The 18,653-nt window shown below is 69.8% G+C and carries 16 protein-coding genes and 2 pseudogenes; 12 read left to right on the forward strand and 6 right to left on the reverse strand.

From position 1 onward, the window contains the following. Positions 1–3 precede the first annotated feature (3 nt). The gene (locus tag ACIRP2_RS24545; RefSeq protein WP_404253645.1) at positions 4–1,269 is read left to right on the forward strand and encodes an ATP-binding protein; all 1,266 of its coding nucleotides are present in this window, start codon (positions 4–6) and stop codon (positions 1,267–1,269) included. A 5-nt stretch (positions 1,270–1,274) separates the two neighbouring features. On the opposite strand, the gene ACIRP2_RS24550 is transcribed toward ACIRP2_RS24545, so the two are convergent. Further along, positions 1,275–1,799, reverse strand: coding sequence for a GtrA family protein (locus ACIRP2_RS24550; protein ID WP_404253647.1), 525 nt, complete (start codon positions 1,797–1,799; stop codon positions 1,275–1,277). 180 nt (positions 1,800–1,979) lie between these two features. Here ACIRP2_RS24550 and ACIRP2_RS24555 point away from each other — a divergent pair, with 180 nt between their 5' ends. The 3 genes from ACIRP2_RS24555 to ACIRP2_RS24565 are packed head-to-tail and all read left to right on the forward strand — an operon-like array spanning position 1,980 to position 4,876. After that, complete coding sequence (locus ACIRP2_RS24555; RefSeq protein ID WP_404253649.1) at positions 1,980–3,131, forward strand: 5-(carboxyamino)imidazole ribonucleotide synthase; 1,152 nt, start codon at positions 1,980–1,982, stop codon at positions 3,129–3,131. After that, entirely contained in the window at positions 3,128–3,667 is a 540-nt protein-coding gene (purE, locus tag ACIRP2_RS24560; RefSeq protein ID WP_404253651.1) for a 5-(carboxyamino)imidazole ribonucleotide mutase, read from the forward strand. The genes ACIRP2_RS24555 and purE overlap by 4 nt, the downstream gene beginning before the upstream one ends. 6 nt (positions 3,668–3,673) lie before the next feature. Further along, complete coding sequence (locus tag ACIRP2_RS24565) at positions 3,674–4,876, forward strand: dipeptidase (protein WP_404253653.1); 1,203 nt, start codon at positions 3,674–3,676, stop codon at positions 4,874–4,876. 60 nt (positions 4,877–4,936) lie between these two features. On the opposite strand, the gene ACIRP2_RS24570 is transcribed toward ACIRP2_RS24565, so the two are convergent. Further along, the gene (locus ACIRP2_RS24570; RefSeq protein ID WP_404253655.1) at positions 4,937–5,299 is read right to left on the reverse strand and encodes a VOC family protein; all 363 of its coding nucleotides are present in this window, start codon (positions 5,297–5,299) and stop codon (positions 4,937–4,939) included. A gap of 113 nt (positions 5,300–5,412) precedes the next feature. On the opposite strand from ACIRP2_RS24570, the gene ACIRP2_RS24575 reads away from it, so the two are divergent. Next, positions 5,413–5,925, forward strand: a complete 513-nt coding sequence (locus ACIRP2_RS24575) for a CGNR zinc finger domain-containing protein (protein ID WP_404253657.1) — start codon at positions 5,413–5,415, stop codon at positions 5,923–5,925. A 10-nt stretch (positions 5,926–5,935) separates the two neighbouring features. On the opposite strand, the gene ACIRP2_RS24580 is transcribed toward ACIRP2_RS24575, so the two are convergent. Next, complete coding sequence (locus ACIRP2_RS24580; RefSeq protein ID WP_404253659.1) at positions 5,936–7,279, reverse strand: UDP-glucose dehydrogenase family protein; 1,344 nt, start codon at positions 7,277–7,279, stop codon at positions 5,936–5,938. Positions 7,280–7,477: 198 nt separating this feature from the next. Between ACIRP2_RS24580 and ACIRP2_RS24585 the strand changes: the two genes are divergently transcribed. Continuing rightward, positions 7,478–8,635 carry an acyl-CoA dehydrogenase gene (locus ACIRP2_RS24585; protein WP_404253769.1) on the forward strand — a complete coding sequence of 386 codons (1,158 nt, stop codon included), beginning with the start codon at positions 7,478–7,480 and terminating at the stop codon, positions 8,633–8,635. Here ACIRP2_RS24585 and ACIRP2_RS24590 read toward each other — a convergent pair. Beyond that, entirely contained in the window at positions 8,581–8,826 is a 246-nt protein-coding gene (locus tag ACIRP2_RS24590) for a hypothetical protein (protein WP_404253661.1), read from the reverse strand. The genes ACIRP2_RS24585 and ACIRP2_RS24590 overlap by 55 nt on opposite strands. 672 nt (positions 8,827–9,498) lie before the next feature. Here ACIRP2_RS24590 and ACIRP2_RS24595 point away from each other — a divergent pair. Then, positions 9,499–9,645, forward strand: a pseudogene (locus ACIRP2_RS24595) (ATP-binding protein); the annotation flags it as partial. A gap of 58 nt (positions 9,646–9,703) precedes the next feature. Here the strand turns inward: ACIRP2_RS24595 and ACIRP2_RS24600 are convergent. Then, on the reverse strand, positions 9,704–10,069 hold the full coding sequence (locus tag ACIRP2_RS24600) for a DUF4440 domain-containing protein (RefSeq protein WP_404253663.1): 366 nt from the start codon (positions 10,067–10,069) through the stop codon (positions 9,704–9,706). A 547-nt stretch (positions 10,070–10,616) separates the two neighbouring features. Here ACIRP2_RS24600 and ACIRP2_RS24605 point away from each other — a divergent pair. From ACIRP2_RS24605 to ACIRP2_RS24625, 5 genes and pseudogenes are all read left to right on the forward strand, one after another. Next, positions 10,617–11,018 (forward strand): annotated as a pseudogene (locus ACIRP2_RS24605) (DUF5753 domain-containing protein); the annotation flags it as partial. Further along, a complete protein-coding gene (locus ACIRP2_RS24610; protein WP_404253665.1) occupies positions 11,015–11,224 on the forward strand; it encodes a DUF397 domain-containing protein in 210 nt (69 codons plus the stop codon). The pseudogene ACIRP2_RS24605 and the gene ACIRP2_RS24610, both read left to right, overlap by 4 nt. 334 nt (positions 11,225–11,558) lie before the next feature. Next, entirely contained in the window at positions 11,559–15,743 is a 4,185-nt protein-coding gene (locus tag ACIRP2_RS24615) for a carboxypeptidase regulatory-like domain-containing protein (protein ID WP_404253667.1), read from the forward strand. A 211-nt stretch (positions 15,744–15,954) separates the two neighbouring features. Next, complete coding sequence (locus tag ACIRP2_RS24620) at positions 15,955–16,431, forward strand: hypothetical protein (RefSeq protein WP_404253669.1); 477 nt, start codon at positions 15,955–15,957, stop codon at positions 16,429–16,431. Next, positions 16,428–17,240, forward strand: a complete 813-nt coding sequence (locus ACIRP2_RS24625) for a class I SAM-dependent methyltransferase (RefSeq protein WP_404253671.1) — start codon at positions 16,428–16,430, stop codon at positions 17,238–17,240. The genes ACIRP2_RS24620 and ACIRP2_RS24625 overlap by 4 nt, the downstream gene beginning before the upstream one ends. Before the next feature lie 105 nt (positions 17,241–17,345). On the opposite strand, the gene ACIRP2_RS24630 is transcribed toward ACIRP2_RS24625, so the two are convergent. Then, positions 17,346–18,638, reverse strand: a complete 1,293-nt coding sequence (locus ACIRP2_RS24630) for an LCP family protein (RefSeq protein ID WP_404253673.1) — start codon at positions 18,636–18,638, stop codon at positions 17,346–17,348. Positions 18,639–18,653 lie beyond the last annotated feature (15 nt).

The raw sequence follows: 18,653 nt of genomic DNA on the forward strand, positions 1-18,653 counted from the left end.
CTCATGCGCCGCAGACTGATCAACTCCACGCTCGCCGTGGTGCTCGTGGTGATCGCCGTCTTCGGCGTCTCCCTCGTCATCGTCGAGAGCCGCACCATCAGCAACAGCGCCCAGGAGAGCGTCGACTCCGAGGCGCTGCGGCTGATCAGCGTCGTCGAGAGCCGGCTCCTGGGCGACGAGCGGATCAACCCCGCGCTGCTGGCCGAGCAGATCTCCCGAAAGCGCTACGCCCTGGTCAAGATCCCCGGACGAGCCCCCCTCGAAGTCGGTACACGCCCCACCGGCCGCGTGATCAGCAGCACGGCCGAGGGGGAGCAGGGCGAACGGGTCACCGTCGAGGAGTCCAGCTCGGCCGTCACCCGCGAGGTCGGCCGCACCCTGCTGATCATCGGCGCGGTGGCGCTGCTGGCCATCGTCTCGGCGGTGCTCCTCGCGGTGCGCCAGGCCAACAAACTGACCTCACCGCTGACCGACCTCGCCGAGACCGCCGAACGTCTGGGCTCCGGCGACCCGCGCCCGCGCCACAAACGGTACGGAGTGCCGGAGCTGGACCGCGTCGCCGACGTCCTGGACGCCTCCGCCGAACGGATCGCCCGGATGCTCACCGCAGAACGCCGACTGGCCGCCGACGCCTCGCACCAGCTCCGTACGCCGCTGACCGCGCTCTCCATGCGGATCGAGGAGATCTCCGTCACCGACGACCCGGACACGGTGAAGGAGGAGGCGAACATCGCCCTCACCCAGGTCGAGCGGCTCACCGACGTGGTCGAGCGGCTGCTGACCAACGCCCGCGATCCGCGGACCGGCTCCGCCGTCGTCTTCGACCTCGACGAGGTCGTCAAGCAGCAGATCGAGGAGTGGCGCCCGGCCTACCGGGGGGAGGGCCGCGCCATCGTCCGCTCCGGAAAGCAGGGGCTGCGGGCCGTCGGTACACCCGGCGCGGTCGCCCAGGTGCTGGCCGCCCTGATCGAGAACTCGCTCATGCACGGCGGCGGTACGGTCGCGCTGCGCACCCGGGTCACCGGCAACCAGGCCGTCATCGAGGTCACGGACGAGGGGCCGGGCGTGCCCCCCGACCTCGGCGCCAGGATCTTCGAGCGGACGATCAGCGGCCGCAACTCCACCGGCATCGGCCTCGCGGTGGCCAGGGACCTGGCGGAGGCGGACGGCGGACGGCTGGAACTGCTCCAGCAGCAGCCGGCGGTGTTCGCGCTCTTCCTCAGCCGGGTCGCCCTGAAAAGACAGGAACCGGAACGCCCGGTGCGGTGAAGCGGCTACCGCCGGGCGGAGTCCGCCTCGACCTGCGGCACCTGCTCCGTACGCCCCTGCCTGATGAACCCCTCGGCGTTCAGCACGGCTTCCGTCGCGGGCAGCGCCTTGAACACCCACGTCCGGTAGGACCAGAAGCGGAACAGCGTCGCGATGCCGATCCCGAGGATCTTGAAGACATTGCTCTGGACCGGGCTGTTCCACCCGAACCCGTACGTCGCCGTGTACAGCACACCGGTCTCGATGACCGCACCGACCGCGCTGAACAGCAGGAACAGCGTCAGTTCGCGGGCCCGTCCGCTCTTGTCGCGGTCCCGGTACGTCCAGTAGCGGAAGCCGACGTAGTTGAAGAGGATCGCGACGAGCGTCGCCAGCAGCCCGGCCCGCACCACCTGGAGATCCGTCGTGCGCCAGAGCAGGTTGGACACCGCGATGTTGACGACCAGGCCGCAGGCGCCGACCGCGCCGAACTTGGCGACCTCCCGGGCCAGCAGATCCAGCCGGGCCCGCAGTGCGCCCCGTTCGCTCATGGTGATCGCTCAGCCCCGTCTGTCGGTTACATCAGCCAAGCCATGCTAGCCGCCTCCCCCGCAGGGTGCCCGGCGATGCGGGGATGCCCGGACAGGTGCGGCCATGCTCGACGGACCCGCCCGGCGGGGCGGCGGAGGGCGTCGTCGGGCCGGCCTCGGGGCGGCGGATACCCTGGAGGAGTGACGTTCCCGGTAGTCGGTATGGTCGGCGGCGGTCAGCTCGCCCGTATGACCCACGAGGCGGGCATCCCCCTCGGCATCAAGTTCAAGCTCCTCAGTGACACCCCTCAGGACTCGGCGGCCCAGGTGGTGAACGAAGTCGTCGTCGGCGACTATCGCGACCTGGACACGCTGCGTGCCTTCGCGCGCGGCTGCGACGTGATCACCTTCGATCACGAGCACGTGCCGACCGAGCACCTGCGGGCCCTGGAGGCGGACGGCATCCCCGTGCGCCCGGGCCCGGACGCGCTGGTGCACGCCCAGGACAAGGGGGTGATGCGCGCGAAGCTCACCGAGATCGGCGCGCCCTGCCCCCGCCACCGCGTCGTGTCGGACCCGGCGGACGTCGCGGCCTTCGCCCAGGAGGTCGGGGGCTTCCCCGTCGTCCTCAAGACGGTCCGCGGCGGCTACGACGGCAAGGGTGTGTGGGTGGTCCGCTCCGAGGCGGACGCGGCCGACCCCTTCCGCGCCGGGGTCGCGGTCCTCGCCGAGGAGAAGGTCGACTTCGTACGGGAGCTGGCGGCCAACATCGTCCGCTCGCCGCACGGCCAGGCCGTCGCCTACCCGGTCGTCGAGTCGATCCAGGTCGACGGGGTCTGCGACACGGTGATCGCCCCGGCCCCCGAGCTGGACGAGCGGCTCGCCGGGGAGGCCCAGCGGCTCGCCCTCCGGATCGCCTCCGAACTCGGTGTCGTCGGCCACCTCGCCGTCGAGCTCTTCGAGACCCGCGGACCCGACGGGAAGCCCGGCATCCTGGTCAACGAGCTGGCCATGCGCCCGCACAACTCCGGCCACTGGACCCAGGACGGCGCGATCACCTCGCAGTTCGCCAACCACGTCCGGGCCGTCCTCGACCTGCCGCTCGGCGACCCGCGTCCGCGTGCCACCTGGACGGTCATGTCCAACGTCCTCGGCGGCGACTACCCGGACATGTACCAGGCGTACCTGCACTGCATGGCCCGCGACCCGCAGCTCAAGATCCACATGTACGGCAAGGACGTGAAGCCCGGCCGCAAGGTCGGACACGTCAACACCTACGGCGACGACCTGGCGGACGTGCGTGAGCGCGCCCGGCACGCGGCCGACTACCTGCGAGGAACGATCACCGAATGACTTCCCCCGCCTCCGCCGCGCCGGTCGTCGGCATCGTCATGGGCTCGGACTCCGACTGGCCCGTCATGGAAGCAGCGGCCAAGGCCCTCGACGAGTTCGAGATCCCCTACGAGGTCGACGTCGTCTCCGCCCACCGCATGCCGCGCGAGATGATCGCGTACGGCGAGCAGGCGGCGGACCGCGGCCTCAAGGTGATCGTCGCGGGCGCGGGCGGCGCCGCCCACCTGCCCGGCATGCTCGCCTCCGTCACCCCGCTGCCCGTCATCGGTGTGCCGGTCCCGCTGAAGTACCTGGACGGCATGGACAGCCTGCTCTCCATCGTGCAGATGCCCGCCGGTGTGCCGGTCGCGACCGTCTCGGTCGGCGGCGCGCGCAACGCGGGCCTGCTCGCCGCGCGCATCCTCGCCGCCCACGACGGCGAGCTGCTGGCCCGGATGCGGGAGTTCCAGCAGGAGCTGAACGACCAGGCGACGGAGAAGGGCAAGCGGCTCCGCAGCAAGGTCCAGGGCGCCGACTCCTTCGGCTTCGGGAAGTAGGCCCCGGTGGAGAAGGCCGAACAGCTCGGGCGGGCGGCGGAACTCCTCGCCGAGTACCCCGTCGTCGACGGGCACAACGACCTGCCGTGGGCGCTGCGCGAACAGGTCGGCTACGACCTGGACGCCCGCGACATCGCCACCGACCAGTCCGCCCATCTGCACACCGACATCCCGCGGCTGCGCACGGGTGGCGTCGGTGCCCAGTTCTGGTCCGTCTACGTGCGGTCCGACATGGCGGGCGACGAAGCCGTCAGCGCCACGCTCGAACAGATCGACGTGGTCGCCGAGCTGCTGGAGCGCCACCCCGCGGACCTGCGGCGCGCCCTGACCGCCGACGACATGGAGGCGGCCCGCGCCGAGGGCCGCATCGCCTCCCTGATGGGTGCCGAGGGCGGCCACTCCATCAACAACTCGCTGGGCACCCTGCGGGCCCTGCACACCCTGGGCGTCCGCTACATGACGCTCACCCACAACGACAACATCGCGTGGGCGGACTCCGCGACCGACGAGCCGGGCGTCGGCGGTCTCTCGCCCTTCGGCCACGAGGTCGTACGGGAGATGAATCGCATCGGCATGCTGGTCGACCTCTCCCATGTGGCGGCCACCACCATGCGCGACGCGCTCGACACCTCCTCGGCGCCGGTGATCTTCTCGCACTCCTCGTCGCGCGCGGTCTGCGACCACCCGCGCAACATCCCGGACGACGTCCTCGGCCGCCTTCCGGCCAACGGCGGCATCGCCATGGCGACCTTCGTACCGAAGTTCGTCCTCCCGGCGGCCGTCGACTGGACCCGTGCCGCGGACGAGAACCTGCGCGCCCACGGCCTGCACCATCTCGACACCACCGCGCGGGCCATGGAGATCCACGCCGCCTTCGAGGCGGCCAACCCGCGCCCGATGGCGACCGTGGCGACGATCGCCGACCACCTCGACCACATGCGCGAGGTCGCCGGGATCGACCACATCGGCATCGGCGGCGACTACGACGGCACCGCCTTCCTCCCGGAGGGCCTCGGTGACGTCGCGGGCTATCCGAACCTGATCGCGGAGCTGTTCGGCCGCGGCTGGTCGAGCGCCGATCTCGCCAAACTCACCTGGCAGAACGCGGTGCGGGTGCTGCGCGACGCCGAGGACGTCGCGCGCGAGCTGGGCACGCGCCGGGCGCCGTCGCACGCCACGATCGAGCAGCTGGACGCCCGGACCGGCTGAGCCGGAGTTCCTGAGTGCGGGGCGCCCCTCGGGGCGCCCCGCACGTCTTTCTGCCCGCTTCTAACAGGCACACAGACAGAACGGGTGCCCCGCGGGATCCGCGTACACCCGGAAATTCCGCTCCCGGTCGGCCGCGTCCAGCACGGTCGCGCCCTGTGCGAGCACCTCCTTCTCCGCCGCGTCCAGATCCGGCACGGACAGATCCAGATGGAACTGCTGCGAACCGTCCGGACGCGGCCACTGCGGCGGTACGTGACCGGGCGCCCCCTGGAACGCGAGTCGCGTTCCTCCGGCCCCGGTCAGTTCCACCCAGCCCTCGCCGTCGTCCTCGACCTTCCCGCCGAGCAGCCCGGCGTAGAAGCCGGCGAGCGCGGCGGGGTCGGGACAGTCCAGAACGACAGCACCCAGTGTGGCGACAGCCATGGCACTTCCTCCTTCGAACGGGGACAGACTTCGGGCAGGGAAAAGTTACCCCTATAGCGTCTCAACAGGTAACCGTTACTGCATGCTGCCGCACTGGAGGTAACGTCGCAACCATGAATGCGAAGGATTCCGCGCCCGGTGGACTCGCCCTGATCGAGGCCCTGGTCAACACACTGGACATCGAGACCGGTGCGGACACCCTCGATACCGCGGACGGGCGTGCCGCCTTCTCTCTCACCGAGTCCGAGGTCCCGGACGCGCGCGCGCTGCGCGAGGCGCTCCGTACCGCCTGCCTCGCCCACGCCGGTCACCGCCCGCCGGACGGCGCGGCCGCGCCCCCGCTCGACCGGCTGCTCGCCGAAGCACCCCTGCGCGTCAGCGTGGACGCGGCGGGCGGCGCCGCATTGCGCCCCGCGGCCGAACCGGCGGGGCTGATCGCCCGGGTCGCGGCGGTCATCGCCACCGCGGCGGCCGACGGCACCTGGGCCCGGCTCAAGGCATGCGAGGCCGAGGATTGCCAGTGGGCGTACTACGACCGCAGCCCGGCGGGGCGCCGCCGCTGGTGCTCCATGTCGGTGTGCGGCGCCCGCGCCAAAATGCGCACCTACCGCGCGAAGCGCGGCTGAGGGGCGCGGGTCAGGCCGTCGGGCGTCCCATCGCCCGGAACGTCCAGCCGGCCTTGCGCCACAGCTCGCTGTCGAGCGCGTTGCGGCCGTCCAGGATGATCCGACGGGAGGCGACCTCGCCGAGCGACGCCGGGTCCAGCTCGCGGAACTCCCGCCACTCCGTCAGATGCAGCACCACATCCGCGCCGCGCACCGCGTCCAGCGCCGAGTCCGCGTAACCGAGCGTGGGGAAGAGCCTGCGGGCGTTGTCCATGCCCTTCGGGTCGAAGACCGTGACCTGGCCGCCCTGCAGCTGGATCTGCCCCGCCACGTTCAGCGCCGGAGAGTCCCGTACGTCGTCCGAGTCCGGCTTGAACGTCGCGCCCAGCACCGCCACCCGCTTGCCGAGGAACGAATCGCCGCCCACGGCCTCCCGGGCCAGCTCCACCATGTGGCCGCGGCGCCGCATGTTGACCGAGTCGACCTCGCGCAGGAAGGTCAGCGCCTGGTCCGCGCCCAGCTCGCCGGCGCGCGCCATGAAGGCCCGGATGTCCTTCGGCAGGCAGCCGCCGCCGAAGCCGATCCCGGCCCGCAGGAACTTCGAGCCGATCCGCTCGTCGTGCCCGATCGCCTCGGCCAGCTTCACCACGTCACCGTCGGCGGCCTCGCAGACCTCGGCCATGGCGTTGATGAACGAGATCTTCGTGGCCAGGAAGGAGTTGGCCGCGGTCTTCACCAGCTCGGCGGTCGGGAAGTCCGTCACGACGAACGGCGAGCCCTCGGCGACCGGCACCGCGTACACCTCGCGCAGCAGCCTCTCGGCCCGCTCGCTCGCCACGCCGACGACGATCCGGTCCGGGTGCAGGGTGTCCTTCACCGCGAAGCCCTCGCGCAGGAACTCCGGGTTCCAGGCCAGTTCCGCGTCCGCGCCCGCCGGGGCCAGCTCCGCCAGCCGCGCCGCGAGCCGGGCCGCCGATCCGACCGGCACGGTCGACTTCCCGACGACCAGGGCGGGCCGGGTCAGATGCGGTGCCAGCGACTCGAAGGCGCTGTCGACGTAGCTCATGTCACAGGCGTACTCGCCGTGCTTCTGCGGAGTGTTCACGCAGACGAAGTGGACGTCGCCGAAGTCCGCCACCTCTTCCCACGAGGTGGTGAACCGCAGTCGCCCCGTCGATCCCTCGATGCCCTCGACGTGCTTGTGGAGCAGTTCCTCCAGGCCCGGCTCGTACATCGGGACCCGGCCGGCGCCCAGCATCTCGATCTTCTCGGGCACGACATCGAGGCCGAGGACCTCGAAGCCCAGTTCCGCCATGGCCGCGGCGTGGGTGGCGCCGAGGTAGCCGGTGCCGATCACAGTGATCCTGAGGGCCATGGAGTGCTCCTGGAAGATGCGGACAGACGTGCGGTGAACGAGCATAGTCGTGCCCTCGAAGGCCCGGTTTCCGGCTGCCCGCGTGGGTTCTCCCACCCTTGTCGTGAAGCTCACGCGCGCATTGCATAGGCCATGACGGGAGCCGGGCTCTAAAATTGGGTTACTTAACGGTAGTTAGCTTCATGGGGAGTGAGCGTCTTGGCGGGTTCGACCGATTTCGACCTGTACCGTCCGGCCGAGGAGCACGAGATGCTCCGCGAGACGGTGCGTGCGCTCGCCGAGGCGAAGATCGCCCCGTACGCGGCGGCGGTCGACGAGGAGGCGCGCTTCCCGCAGGAGGCGCTGGACGCCCTGACCGCCGCGGACCTGCACGCGGTGCACGTGCCCGAGGAGTACGGCGGCGCGGGCGCCGACGCCCTCGCCACGGTCATCGTGATCGAGGAGGTGGCCCGTGTCTGCGCCTCCTCCTCCCTCATCCCGGCCGTGAACAAGCTCGGTTCGCTCCCGGTGATCCTCTCCGGTTCCGAGGACCTGAAGAAGAAGTACCTGGGCCCGCTGGCCAAGGGCGACGGCATGTTCTCGTACTGCCTCTCCGAGCCCGACGCGGGTTCCGACGCGGCGGGCATGAAGACCAGGGCCGTGCGCGACGGCGACTTCTGGGTGCTCAACGGTGTGAAGCGCTGGATCACCAACGCGGGTGTCTCCGAGTACTACACGGTGATGGCCGTCACCGACCCGACCAAGCGCTCCAAGGGCATCTCGGCCTTCGTCGTCGAGAAGTCGGACGAGGGCGTCTCCTTCGGTGCCCCGGAGAAGAAGCTCGGCATCAAGGGCTCCCCGACCCGCGAGGTCTACTTCGACAACGTCCGTATCCCCGCCGACCGCATCATCGGCGAGGAGGGCACCGGCTTCGCCACCGCGATGAAGACCCTGGACCACACCCGCATCACCATCGCGGCCCAGGCCCTCGGCATCGCGCAGGGCGCCCTCGACTACGCCAAGGGATACGTCCAGGAGCGCAAGCAGTTCGGCAAGCCGATCGCCGACTTCCAGGGCATCCAGTTCATGCTCGCCGACATGGCCATGAAGCTGGAGGCGGCCCGCCAGCTCACCTACTCGGCCGCCGCCAAGTCCGAGCGCCTCGACGGCGACCTCACCTTCTTCGGCGCCGCGGCCAAGTGCTTCGCCTCCGACGTCGCGATGGAGATCACCACCGACGCGGTCCAGCTGCTCGGCGGCTACGGCTACACGCGGGACTACCCGGTGGAGCGGATGATGCGCGACGCGAAGATCACGCAGATCTACGAGGGCACGAACCAGGTCCAGCGCATCGTGATGGCGCGGAACCTGCCGTAACGGTTGCTGCTCCGGCATCCGGCCCCCGACGTGTGCGTCGGGGGCCGGACGTGTGTACGGGGCCAAGAGGCGTTGTCGGTGAGGGCGCGGCCGGTGAGGTCGGCAAGCACCGCCCAGCCGGCGATGCGCTCATCGGCGGCTGTCACCTTGGCGCGCAGGCTGCTGCGGGCGCCGAGGTCGGCTTTGTTCACGTCTGACGGCCCTGGCTCAACTTCTGTGGTGTCGGCGCCGGAGGTGAGTCGGTCAGGATGGCCGGCTCAGGAAATCTGCATGTCAGGGGCTGAAGCCACTGTCGCAGCAGGGGCCGATCCAGCGAGCTCCACAGAAGTTGAGCCAGAACCCGAGTTTTGAAGGCAGTTGGGTCCTTGCAGGGACAGCATCGAGGTGTTCCTGGTGAAAGGGCCTGGTCATGCCGCGGATGTCGAAGGTTGAGCTGTACGCGGCGATCAGGCGTGACCATCGCAGCGGCATGGCGCTTCGGGCGCTTGAGCGCAAGTACAACGTGTCGTGGCGAACGGTCCGCAAGGCCCTCGACTCCGCGTGGCCGGAGCCGCGCAAGCAGCTTCCTCCACGGCCGAAGGGCATCGATCCGTACGCGGAAGTGTGCGACGGGATCTTGCGGGCTGATCTGGACGTGCCACGCAAGCAACAGCGAGAAGGGCGGCGTCGAGGGCCAGATCGGGTACTTCCGCCGCAACCACTTCACCCCGGTCCCTGAGGTTGGTTCGCTCGCCGAGCTGAACGAGATGGTCGAGCAGTGGGACCTGCACGACGGGCGGCGCCGGATCGAGTCCCGGCCGCGGACCATCGACGAGTACTTCGCCGTCGAACAGCCACTGCTGCTGCCGCTGCCGGAGGAGCCGTTCACGAAGACCTTCACCGACCCCCGCCTTTGCGCTGCCATCGTCGACCGGCTCACCTTCAACGGCACGATCATCGAAACCGGCACCGATTCCTATCGGCTCGCCTCCACCCGGGCCAAGGCCGCGGAACCTGCCAAAGCCGGCTGACGCCCAACGCTTCCAGCCCGCTGGTTCTGCCGCCCTCACGGGCGGCAGAACCAGCTACTCAGGCGGCCAAAGTGCCCTGATGGAAGTACATCCGCCAGCCCGTTTCCGTCAGGCGCCACAACGAGCTCCGCCGAGCCCGACGGCCGTCGTGGTCGGTGAAGAACGTCAGATGGACGAGCCCCGGAGCAAGGACGACCCCGGTCATCTCGCTGACCTTGACCGGAGACTCCGGAGTCACTGACCCGTCACCAGTCACGGAGAGGACCGAGTCCATGTTCCACCAGCGTCCAGAAGCCCCGATCTCGGTGAACTCCGGGTCCAGAAGCTCCAGAACACGGGACGAGGAAGCACGCACCTCGGGATCGAGTAGGCGCATCTCCCCATCGATAGCTGCTTGCACGGCCCGCTCATTCTCATCTGTCATGCGGAAACCCTACGGACGCCACTTCACATGGGACAGCGAAATATTCACCCACCCCGCGATGGGACGGCGGTGACGTCAAAACTCGGGCCCTGGCTCAACTTCTGTGGTGTCGGCGCCGGAGGTGAGTCGGTCAGGATGGCCGGCTCAGGAAATCTGCATGTCAGGGGCTGAAGCCACTGTCGCAGCAGGGGCCGATCCAGCGAGCTCCACAGAAGTTGAGCCAGAACCCGCCTGACGACAGCACTTGTGTACGAGGTCGGGGCGGCGCTGGGACGCGACGTCGATTCTCACGGTGACGAGTGACGGTTCGGTGGCCCCCGAAGCTCCGGTCAAGGTCAGCGAGATGTCAGGGACCGTACTCGCTCCCGGCATCGTTCACGGGTTCCTCGGCTGCGACCCCGAGGAAGTGGTACTCCGACACTCTGGTGCGGCCGATGACATCCGACTTCCGCCGGTAGCGCACCCTGAGATGCACGTCGTCCCCCAGAGCCAGACGCATGCGTACGAGCTGTTCCGGTCCGACTCTCACGTCGTGTGCGGGGGCGTTCTGGCCGCTCGCATGGCCCGGCGATCCATCTTCGACCGGGATCCCCTTCCATCGCTGAGTTTTGTCCAGGAAGAGGTGACGCTTCGCCGTCCGGTCGGAGGCACCATGGTGTTGCGCCGACAACTCGAACGCCTCTTGGAAGTAGGGCAGTTGCGGAATGTGGTGATCCAGGTCATGCCGACCCATCGCGAGGAGCATCCCGGGACGGGTGGGCTGATCGAGGTTCTGAAGTTCCCCGACGGCAGTGCGGTGGGGCGTCCCGAGGGCGCGTTCAGCGGACGGCCGGTCTCCGACCCGAAGCAGCTCAGGATCCTTTGGTTGCGCTATGGAATGATCCGGGCCCAGGCTCTTACGCCACGGGAGTCGTTGGCCTTCATCGAGCAAGTTCTGGGAGAGACGTGATCCACAAGCCCTTGGCCCGGGATGCCTCGGAGCTGGAGTGGTTCAAGAGCAGTTACAGCAGCAGTGGCGACGGCAACGACTGCGTCGAGGTGGCGTCCGCGCCCGGTACGGTCCACGTCCGCGACTCCAAGAACGACCCCGGACCCCGGCTGGTCTTCACGCCGGGTCCGTGGGCGGGTTTCGTCTCGTATGCCTCCGGGAGCTGACCTCCCCTTCACTTGCGCTCCGTGCCCGGTTGATACCGGGAGCGGGGCGCGAAGCTGTCCGAAGTGCCGCCGTCCAACGGCGGGCCGAGCCACGCTCGATCCGTTGCGGAGCGCCTCGGGATCGCCCCGTCGACGACATCGCCCGGGTGCGTGACGCAAAGCTGACGATGTGTCATGAATGTCGAGGTCCTGCCATGTCACATATTCGCCGCGACGGCCTTCTTGTCGGGAGCATGGCAACAATGTTTAGTTGCCCCGGCGGATCAATCCATCCGCTGTCGACCGAGAACCAGCGCACGGGTCGACCCCAGCTCAGCAGCATGGGAGTCACACATTGCGCACTTCGAGGTATTCCAGACCGGCCGCGCGGAGGACCTCCGCGCGGCTGGCCGCTTTCACCGCGGCGGCCGTCGCCGTCATGGCGGCGGGACTACCCGCAGCCCAGGCCGCCACCGGCGCCGCGACCGCTTCGGGCACCACCGCCACAGCGACGCGTCCCGGGGTGGAACAGGTCTGCAGCACGCCCAAGAAGGGCGAGTTCAGCTGCTTGGCGCTGCGTCGCACCGACATCGAGGGCGTCAAGGGCGTCCAGCCGGCGGCCGGTACACCGAACGGCTTCGGCCCCAGTGACCTGCAGGGCGCGTACAACCTGCCGGCGAACGGCGGAGCGGGACAGACGGTGGCCATCGTCGACGCCTACGACGACCCGAGCGCCGAGGCCGACCTGGCCGTCTACCGTCAGCAGTACGGCCTGCCCGCCTGCACCACCGACAACGGCTGCTTCAAGAAGATCGACCAGCGCGGTGGCACGAACTACCCGGCTCCGAACGCCGGTTGGGCGGGCGAGATATCGCTCGACCTCGACATGGTCTCCGCGGCCGCGCCCCACGCCAACATCCTGCTGGTCGAGGCCGACAGCGCCAGCTTCGAGGACATGGGCGCGGCCGTCGACCAGGCCGTCGCGCAGGGCGCCAAGTTCGTGTCCAACTCCTACGGAACCGGCTACGACTCCACTCCGGGCAGCGGTGAGGACCCGTCCGAGACCACGGAGTTGGACGCCCACTACAACCACCCGGGCGTGGCCGTGGTCGCTTCCTCCGGCGACAGCGACTACGGAGTCTCCTACCCGGCCGCCTCGCAGTATGTGACCTCGGTCGGTGGTACCGCCCTGAAGCGGGACACCACCACCAGCCGCGGCTGGTCCGAGTCGGTGTGGCACAACAGCTACGGCGGTCCGGGCTCGGGCTGTTCGCTGTACGAGCCCAAGCCGGCCTTCCAGACCGACACGGGTTGTGACAAGCGGGCCGTCGCCGACGTCGCCGCAGTCGCCGACCCGGTCACCGGCGTCTCGGTGTACCAGACCTACGGCGGATCCGGCTGGTCCGTGTACGGCGGCACCAGTGCCTCGTCGCCGATCATCGCGGGTGCGTACGCCGCGGCCGGCACCCCGGTCGAGGGCAGCTACCCGAACTCGTACCCGTACAAGAAGCCGTCCGCGCTCAATGACGTGACGCAGGGTTCCAACGGCAGCTGCAGCCCGTCGTACCTCTGCACCGCGGGTGAGGGCTATGACGGCCCGACCGGTCTGGGTACGCCCAACGGTCTCGCCGCCTTCCGCATCGGCCCGCACGGCGAGGCCTCCGGCACCGTCACCGACAGCTCCGGCAAGGCGCTTTCCGGCGCCTCCGTCGTGGCCGGTGGCTACCGGGCGACCACCGATGCCCAGGGGCACTACAGCCTGACCGTGCCGCCCGGCACCTACAACATGGCCGCGTACGCCTACGGGTACGCGCCCAAGAAGGCCCACGGCGTCGTCGTCGACGGCGGCACCGTCACGACCGACTTCGCGCTGGACCCGGTGGCCCGGCAGACCGTGACCGGCAAGGTGACCGACGGCTCCGGCCACGGCTGGCCGCTCTACACGAAGATCACCATCGATGACGTGCCCGGCGCCCCGGTCTTCACCGACCCGTACACCGGCGCGTACAGCGTCGACCTGCCGCAGGGCGCCGACTACACCCTGCACTTCACCTCCGTGTACCCCGGCTACCAGGCGGTCACCGAGCAGGTGACCGTGGACGACGCGGCGCAGACCGTGAACGTCGCGGTCCCGGTGGACGCCCAGGCGGCCACGGCGCCCGGTTACCAGGTCAAGCGGTCCGGCCCGACCCAGCCCTTCGACTCCACCGCCGGCGCCCCCGAGGGCTGGAGCGTGGTCAACGCCGACGGCACCACCGGCGGCTGGGCCTTCGACGACTTCGGCAACCGGGGTAACAAGACCGGTGGTTCCGGCGCCTTCGCCATGGTCGACAGTGACAAGATCGGCAGCGGCAAGAAGCAGGACAGTTCGCTGATCACGCCGGTCTTCGACCTGACCGGCAACGACAGCCCGCAACTGGAGTTCGACACCGACTACAAGAGCTACTCCAACCAGACCGGCAACATCGACGTCAGCACCGACGGCGGTGCGACCTGGACCAACATCTGGAACCGCACCACCACTCTGACCGGTCCTGCCCATGTCGAGCTTCCGCTGACGGACTACGCCGGGAAGCCCGGAGTGCAGCTGCGGTTCCACTTCACGGGCAGCTACGGCTACTGGTGGGAACTCGACAACGTGTTCGTGGGCAAGCGGACCTACGAGCCCGTCGACGGTGGTCTGGTGGCCGGTACCGTGAAGGACGCCAACACCGACGAGGGCGTCGTCGGCGCCACTGTCGTCAGCACCGACGCCTCGCAGGACAAGGCCATCACCGCGGCCACCCCGGACGACCCGGCGCTCGGCGGCGGCTTCTACTGGATGTTCACCTCCAAGACCGGCAGCCGCACCTTCACCGCCTCCAAGTCGCACTACGCCGACCTGGACAAGTCGGTGGACGTGGCGGCGGACAGCGCCAACAAGGCGAACTTCGGCCTGAAGGCCGGCAAGCTGGCGTTCACCCCCGGCTCGGTCGACAAGACGGTCGACTGGGGCAAGAAGGCCACCCAGAGCCTGACGGTGAAGAACACCGGCGGTGCGCCTGCCGGCCTCACCCTGGGCGAGCAGCCGGGCGGCTTCACCCAGCAGGCCAAGGGCGGCGCGCCGCTCAACCTGGTGAAGGGCACCTACTCCCCGCTGGCCCTCGGCAAGGGCAAGACCTCGGAAGCGGCTCCGGCGGCCAACGCGGCCGGCGACGCCTGGCAGCCGGTGGCCAACCTGCCGACCGCTGTGCAGGACAACGCGGTCGCCGTCCACGACGGCAAGATCTACTCCGCCTTCGGCTACACGGGCAGCGCGGACACCAACGCGCTGTACGCCTACGACCCCGACAGCGGCTCCTGGACCAAGCTGGCCTCCGCGGCCGACACCCGCGAGGGCAACCCGGCCCACGGCTTCATCGGCGGCAAGCTGTACGTGGTCGGCGGCTGGGGTGCCGACGGCGACCCCGATGCCAAGCTGGAGGTCTACGACCCGGCGTCGAACAGCTGGTCCACCAAGGCGTCCTCGCCCAAGCCGTACGCCGGTTCGGGCAGCGCGGTGCTCGGCGGCAAGCTGTACGTCGTCGGCGGCTGCACCAGCAGCTGTGGCACCACGGACGCCATGGTCTACGACCCGTCGTCGGACAGCTGGTCCCAGATCGCCTCCTACCCGGAGCCGATCTCCTGGCAGTCCTGCGGCGGCATCGACGGCAAGCTCTACTGCGCCGGTGGCAGCGGCGGCAGCAGTTCGACCAAGCACGCCTACGTCTACGACCCGGGCGCCGACAGCTGGTCGTCCGTCGCGGACATGCCCGCCGACCTGTGGGGTTCGGCGTACAGCGTGGGCAACGGCATGCTGCTGGTCTCCAGCGGTGTAGTCAACGACAGCGCCGCCATCACCAACCAGGGCTACGCCTTCGACCCGGGCACCGGCAGCTGGACCGCCCTGCCCAACGCCAACACCAGCGTCTACCGTGTGGGTGCTGCCTCCGGCTTCTACAAGGTCGGCGGAAACCCCGGTGGCAGCAGCGCGCCGCCGGTGTCCACCGTCGAGGTGCTGCCCGGCTACGACCAGGGCGGCGAGTCCTCGGACGTCAGTTGGCTGTCCACGAGCAAGGACAAGGTGACACTCCAGCCCGGGGAGAGCACCACGATCACCGTCGGCCTGGACGCCACGGTCCCCGAGGTCACTCAGCCCGGCGACTACACCGCCGCGCTGACCGTCCAGAGCGACACCCCGTACCCGGTCGCCGACGTCGGCGTGAAGATGCACGTCAACCCGCCGAAGGACTGGGGCAAGTACGCCGGCACCGTGCTCGGCGACGACGGCAAGGGCGGCACCGCTCCGCTGGCCGGGGCGACCGTCCAGATCAACGCCTCGACGACGGGCTACACCCTGCGGACCGCCAAGGACGGCACCTTCGGCCTGTGGTTCGACACCCGCAACAACCCGGTCACCGTGATCGTGGCCAAGGACGGCTACCAGCCGGTGGTCACCACGGTGAAGCTCAAGAAGGGGGAGACGACGACCGGCAACTTCACGCTGAAGAAGGCCTCGTGACCCTGTTCCCGTGAAACGGCGCGGGCCGGCCCCTCGGGGCCGGCCCGCGCGCCGCGCTCGGCCCCGGCTTCCGGGCGCGTCGTCCTCACGCCAGCCGCGACGACCGGTTTCCTGCATTCGCCCCGTCGGCCACATCGACGACGGCGAACAGCGGTGGACCGGGCCACTCCTGATCGCTGCATGACAGCCCTGTGGCGTACCTTCCCCTTCCATGACCGACATCGACAAGCTCACCGGCCTGTTCGCCGCGCTCGGTGCCGACGACGCCGAGGGATGGGCCGAATCCGAGGCCGAGGAGAGCATTCCGCAGCTCGCCCGCTACCGCTTCCTGCGGATGGTCTGGCAGGACATCGACGGTTGGAGTGCGGCGGCGCCGGACTGGGTCGAGGCCTACCGGAAGGACGGGCTCGCCGGCGGTGCCGTCGAGCGGGCGCTGGCCCTCGGCCTGAGCCCCGGCGACCTGGGGGAGATAGCCCGCGAGGTGGCGAAGGAGACCGCGTTCGGTCTTCTCCACGGGCTGGCCGACCCGGCCGACGGCGACCTCCCGCCCGAGGTGGAGCGACAACTGCCCGGCTGGTGCCTGGCCGAGCTGTCGCCGCAGGGCGAGCCCACGGGGCGGATTCTGGACGCGCTGTACGAGGACCTCGACGAGACCGAGCCGCAGGGGCCGACGGGAGGCGTGCGATGACCGCGTTCGATGCGAGTGAGCGGCGTATCTGGGAGGGGCGGGCCGAGAGCTACGCCCGGACCTTCGCGCGGCTCTGCGCCCATGCCGTGCCCGCGCTGCTGGATGCCGCGGGAGTCGGTCCCGGAACAGGGGTGCTCGACGTGGGGTGCGGCAGCGGCGGCGTGACCGTGGCGGCCGTCGCGCGCGGTGCGGCCGTACGGGCCGTGGACGCCGATCCCGGAATGGTGGAGCTGACCCGGCGCGCCGCACCCGAGGCCGATGTCCGGTGCGGGACGCTTCCGCGACTGCACGAGGACGGCGGGTTCGACGCCGTCGTGGCGAACTTCGTGCTCAATCACGTCGGCCGTCCGCTGCACGCCCTGGCCGAGCTGACCCGGCTCACCCGTCCCGGCGGCCGGATCGCCGTCACCATCTGGCAGGCGCCGGGTGCCCCCGGTCAGGCGCTGATCGGGCGGGCCGCCGTGGCGGCCGGGCTGACCCGGCCCGAGTGGCTGGCCACCGTCGACCCCGAGCACGACTTTCCGCGCACCCGGGAAGGGCTGGCCGCGCTTCTGGAGTCGGCCGGTCTCGGGGACGTACGGAGCGAGACGCTGACCTGGGACCACCGGGTCGGTGCCGAGGAATGGTGGGCCGGGCCGGCCGCCGGTGTGGCCGCGATCGGGCAGCAGATCAACAGCCGTGGACCGGCCGGAGTGGCCGCGGCCAAGCGGGAGTACGACGCGCTGTGCATCGAATTCCTCGCGGACGACGGCCGGTTGGCGCTGCCGCACGCGGCCCTGCTGGCCCAGGGGCGCAGGCCGGGAGAGTGACCGCGTGGACGGGCCGGGTCTCCCGGGGCCGCCGCACATGCAGCAGGGTCCGGACGGCGAACCGTCCGGACCCTGCTCGTGCCTGCTGCCTACTGCTGTTCGCCGTCAGTTGCCGGAGACGGTGACCTTCTCGTCGTTCTTGAGCTGCTCCACCAACTGCTTGACCTTGGCCTTGTCCCAGACCACATTCCCGCCCGAGAAACCCGAGATCGGCATGTTCATCGACGTGCCGTCGCCGCCGGTGACGTCCTTCATGGCGAAGAACATCTGGCCCAGGGACCAGAGCGACATGTCCTTGTCCACGATGAGGGTGTCCAGGCCGGCACCCATCGTCGGGTACAGCTTGAACGGGTTGAGGATCGTGGCGGGCGTCGCCGTCTGGCTCGCCAGCGCCGCGAGGAACTTCTGCTGGTTCTTCGTGCGGGCCAGGTCCGCCTCGGCGAACGCGTACCGGGTGCGGACGAAGGCCAGCGACTGCTCGCCGTTCAGCGTCTGCTTGCCCGCCTTGAAGTCGGCGCCGGACTTCTTGTCCTTGAAGCCCTTGGGGATGTCCAGCTCCACCCCGCCGATCGCGTCCACGATCTGGGCGAAGCCGCCGAAACCGATCTCGACGTAGTGGTCGATGTGCAGCCCGGTGTTGAACTCGACGGTGCGGACGAGGAGTTCGGGACCGTCCATGGCGTACGCGGCGTTCAGCTTGGTGAAACGGCCGCGGCCCGGGTAGATCTTGCCGGATTCGGAGCCCTTGAACGAGGGGATCTCGACGTTCGAGTCACGGGGCAGGGAGACGAGCGTCGGCCCGTTCGACCCGTCGTGCAGGATCATCATCGAGTCGGTGCGCTTGCCCTCGGCGGAGCCGGTGTGGAGCTTCTTCTTGTCCTCGGCCGTCATGCCCTCACGGCTGTCGGAGCCGACGATCAGGTAGTTGGTGCCGTCGCCGGCCTTCGGCCGCTCGATGACCTTGGAGAGGTCCACCTCGCGCTTGAGCTTGGAGTCGGCCCAGAAGTACGTGCCGATGGAGACCGCGAGCACGACGACGACCAGGGACAGCGTGCCTATCTTTATCCGGCGGCCCCAGTCGGGCGCCGGGCGCCCCTGGACGTAACCGCCGTCACCTCGGCCGCCGCCACTGCCCCGGCCGCCACCGTTGCCGTCGCCGTAGACCTGGCCCGTGTTGTAACCGCTGTCGTACCCAGCGGCGTCGTCATAGCCCCCGGCGTACTGCTGCGGCTCGCCCTGGCGCTGCCGGGGCGGGGCCGGGCGGTGCTGCGGCGGGACGGGAGGGCGCTGGACGTGCCGCATGACGCGGGCGCCCTCGGGCCGCTCGCCGCCGCTGCCCTGCCCGTAGCGGTTGCCGCTGCGGTTGTCGTCGGACCATCCCTCGGGCCAATCGTTCATGCGGTCCAGTGTGCA

Source organism: Streptomyces sp. NPDC101194, assembly GCF_044767885.1.
In the GTDB taxonomy this organism is placed as follows: Bacteria; Actinomycetota; Actinomycetes; order Streptomycetales; family Streptomycetaceae; genus Streptomyces.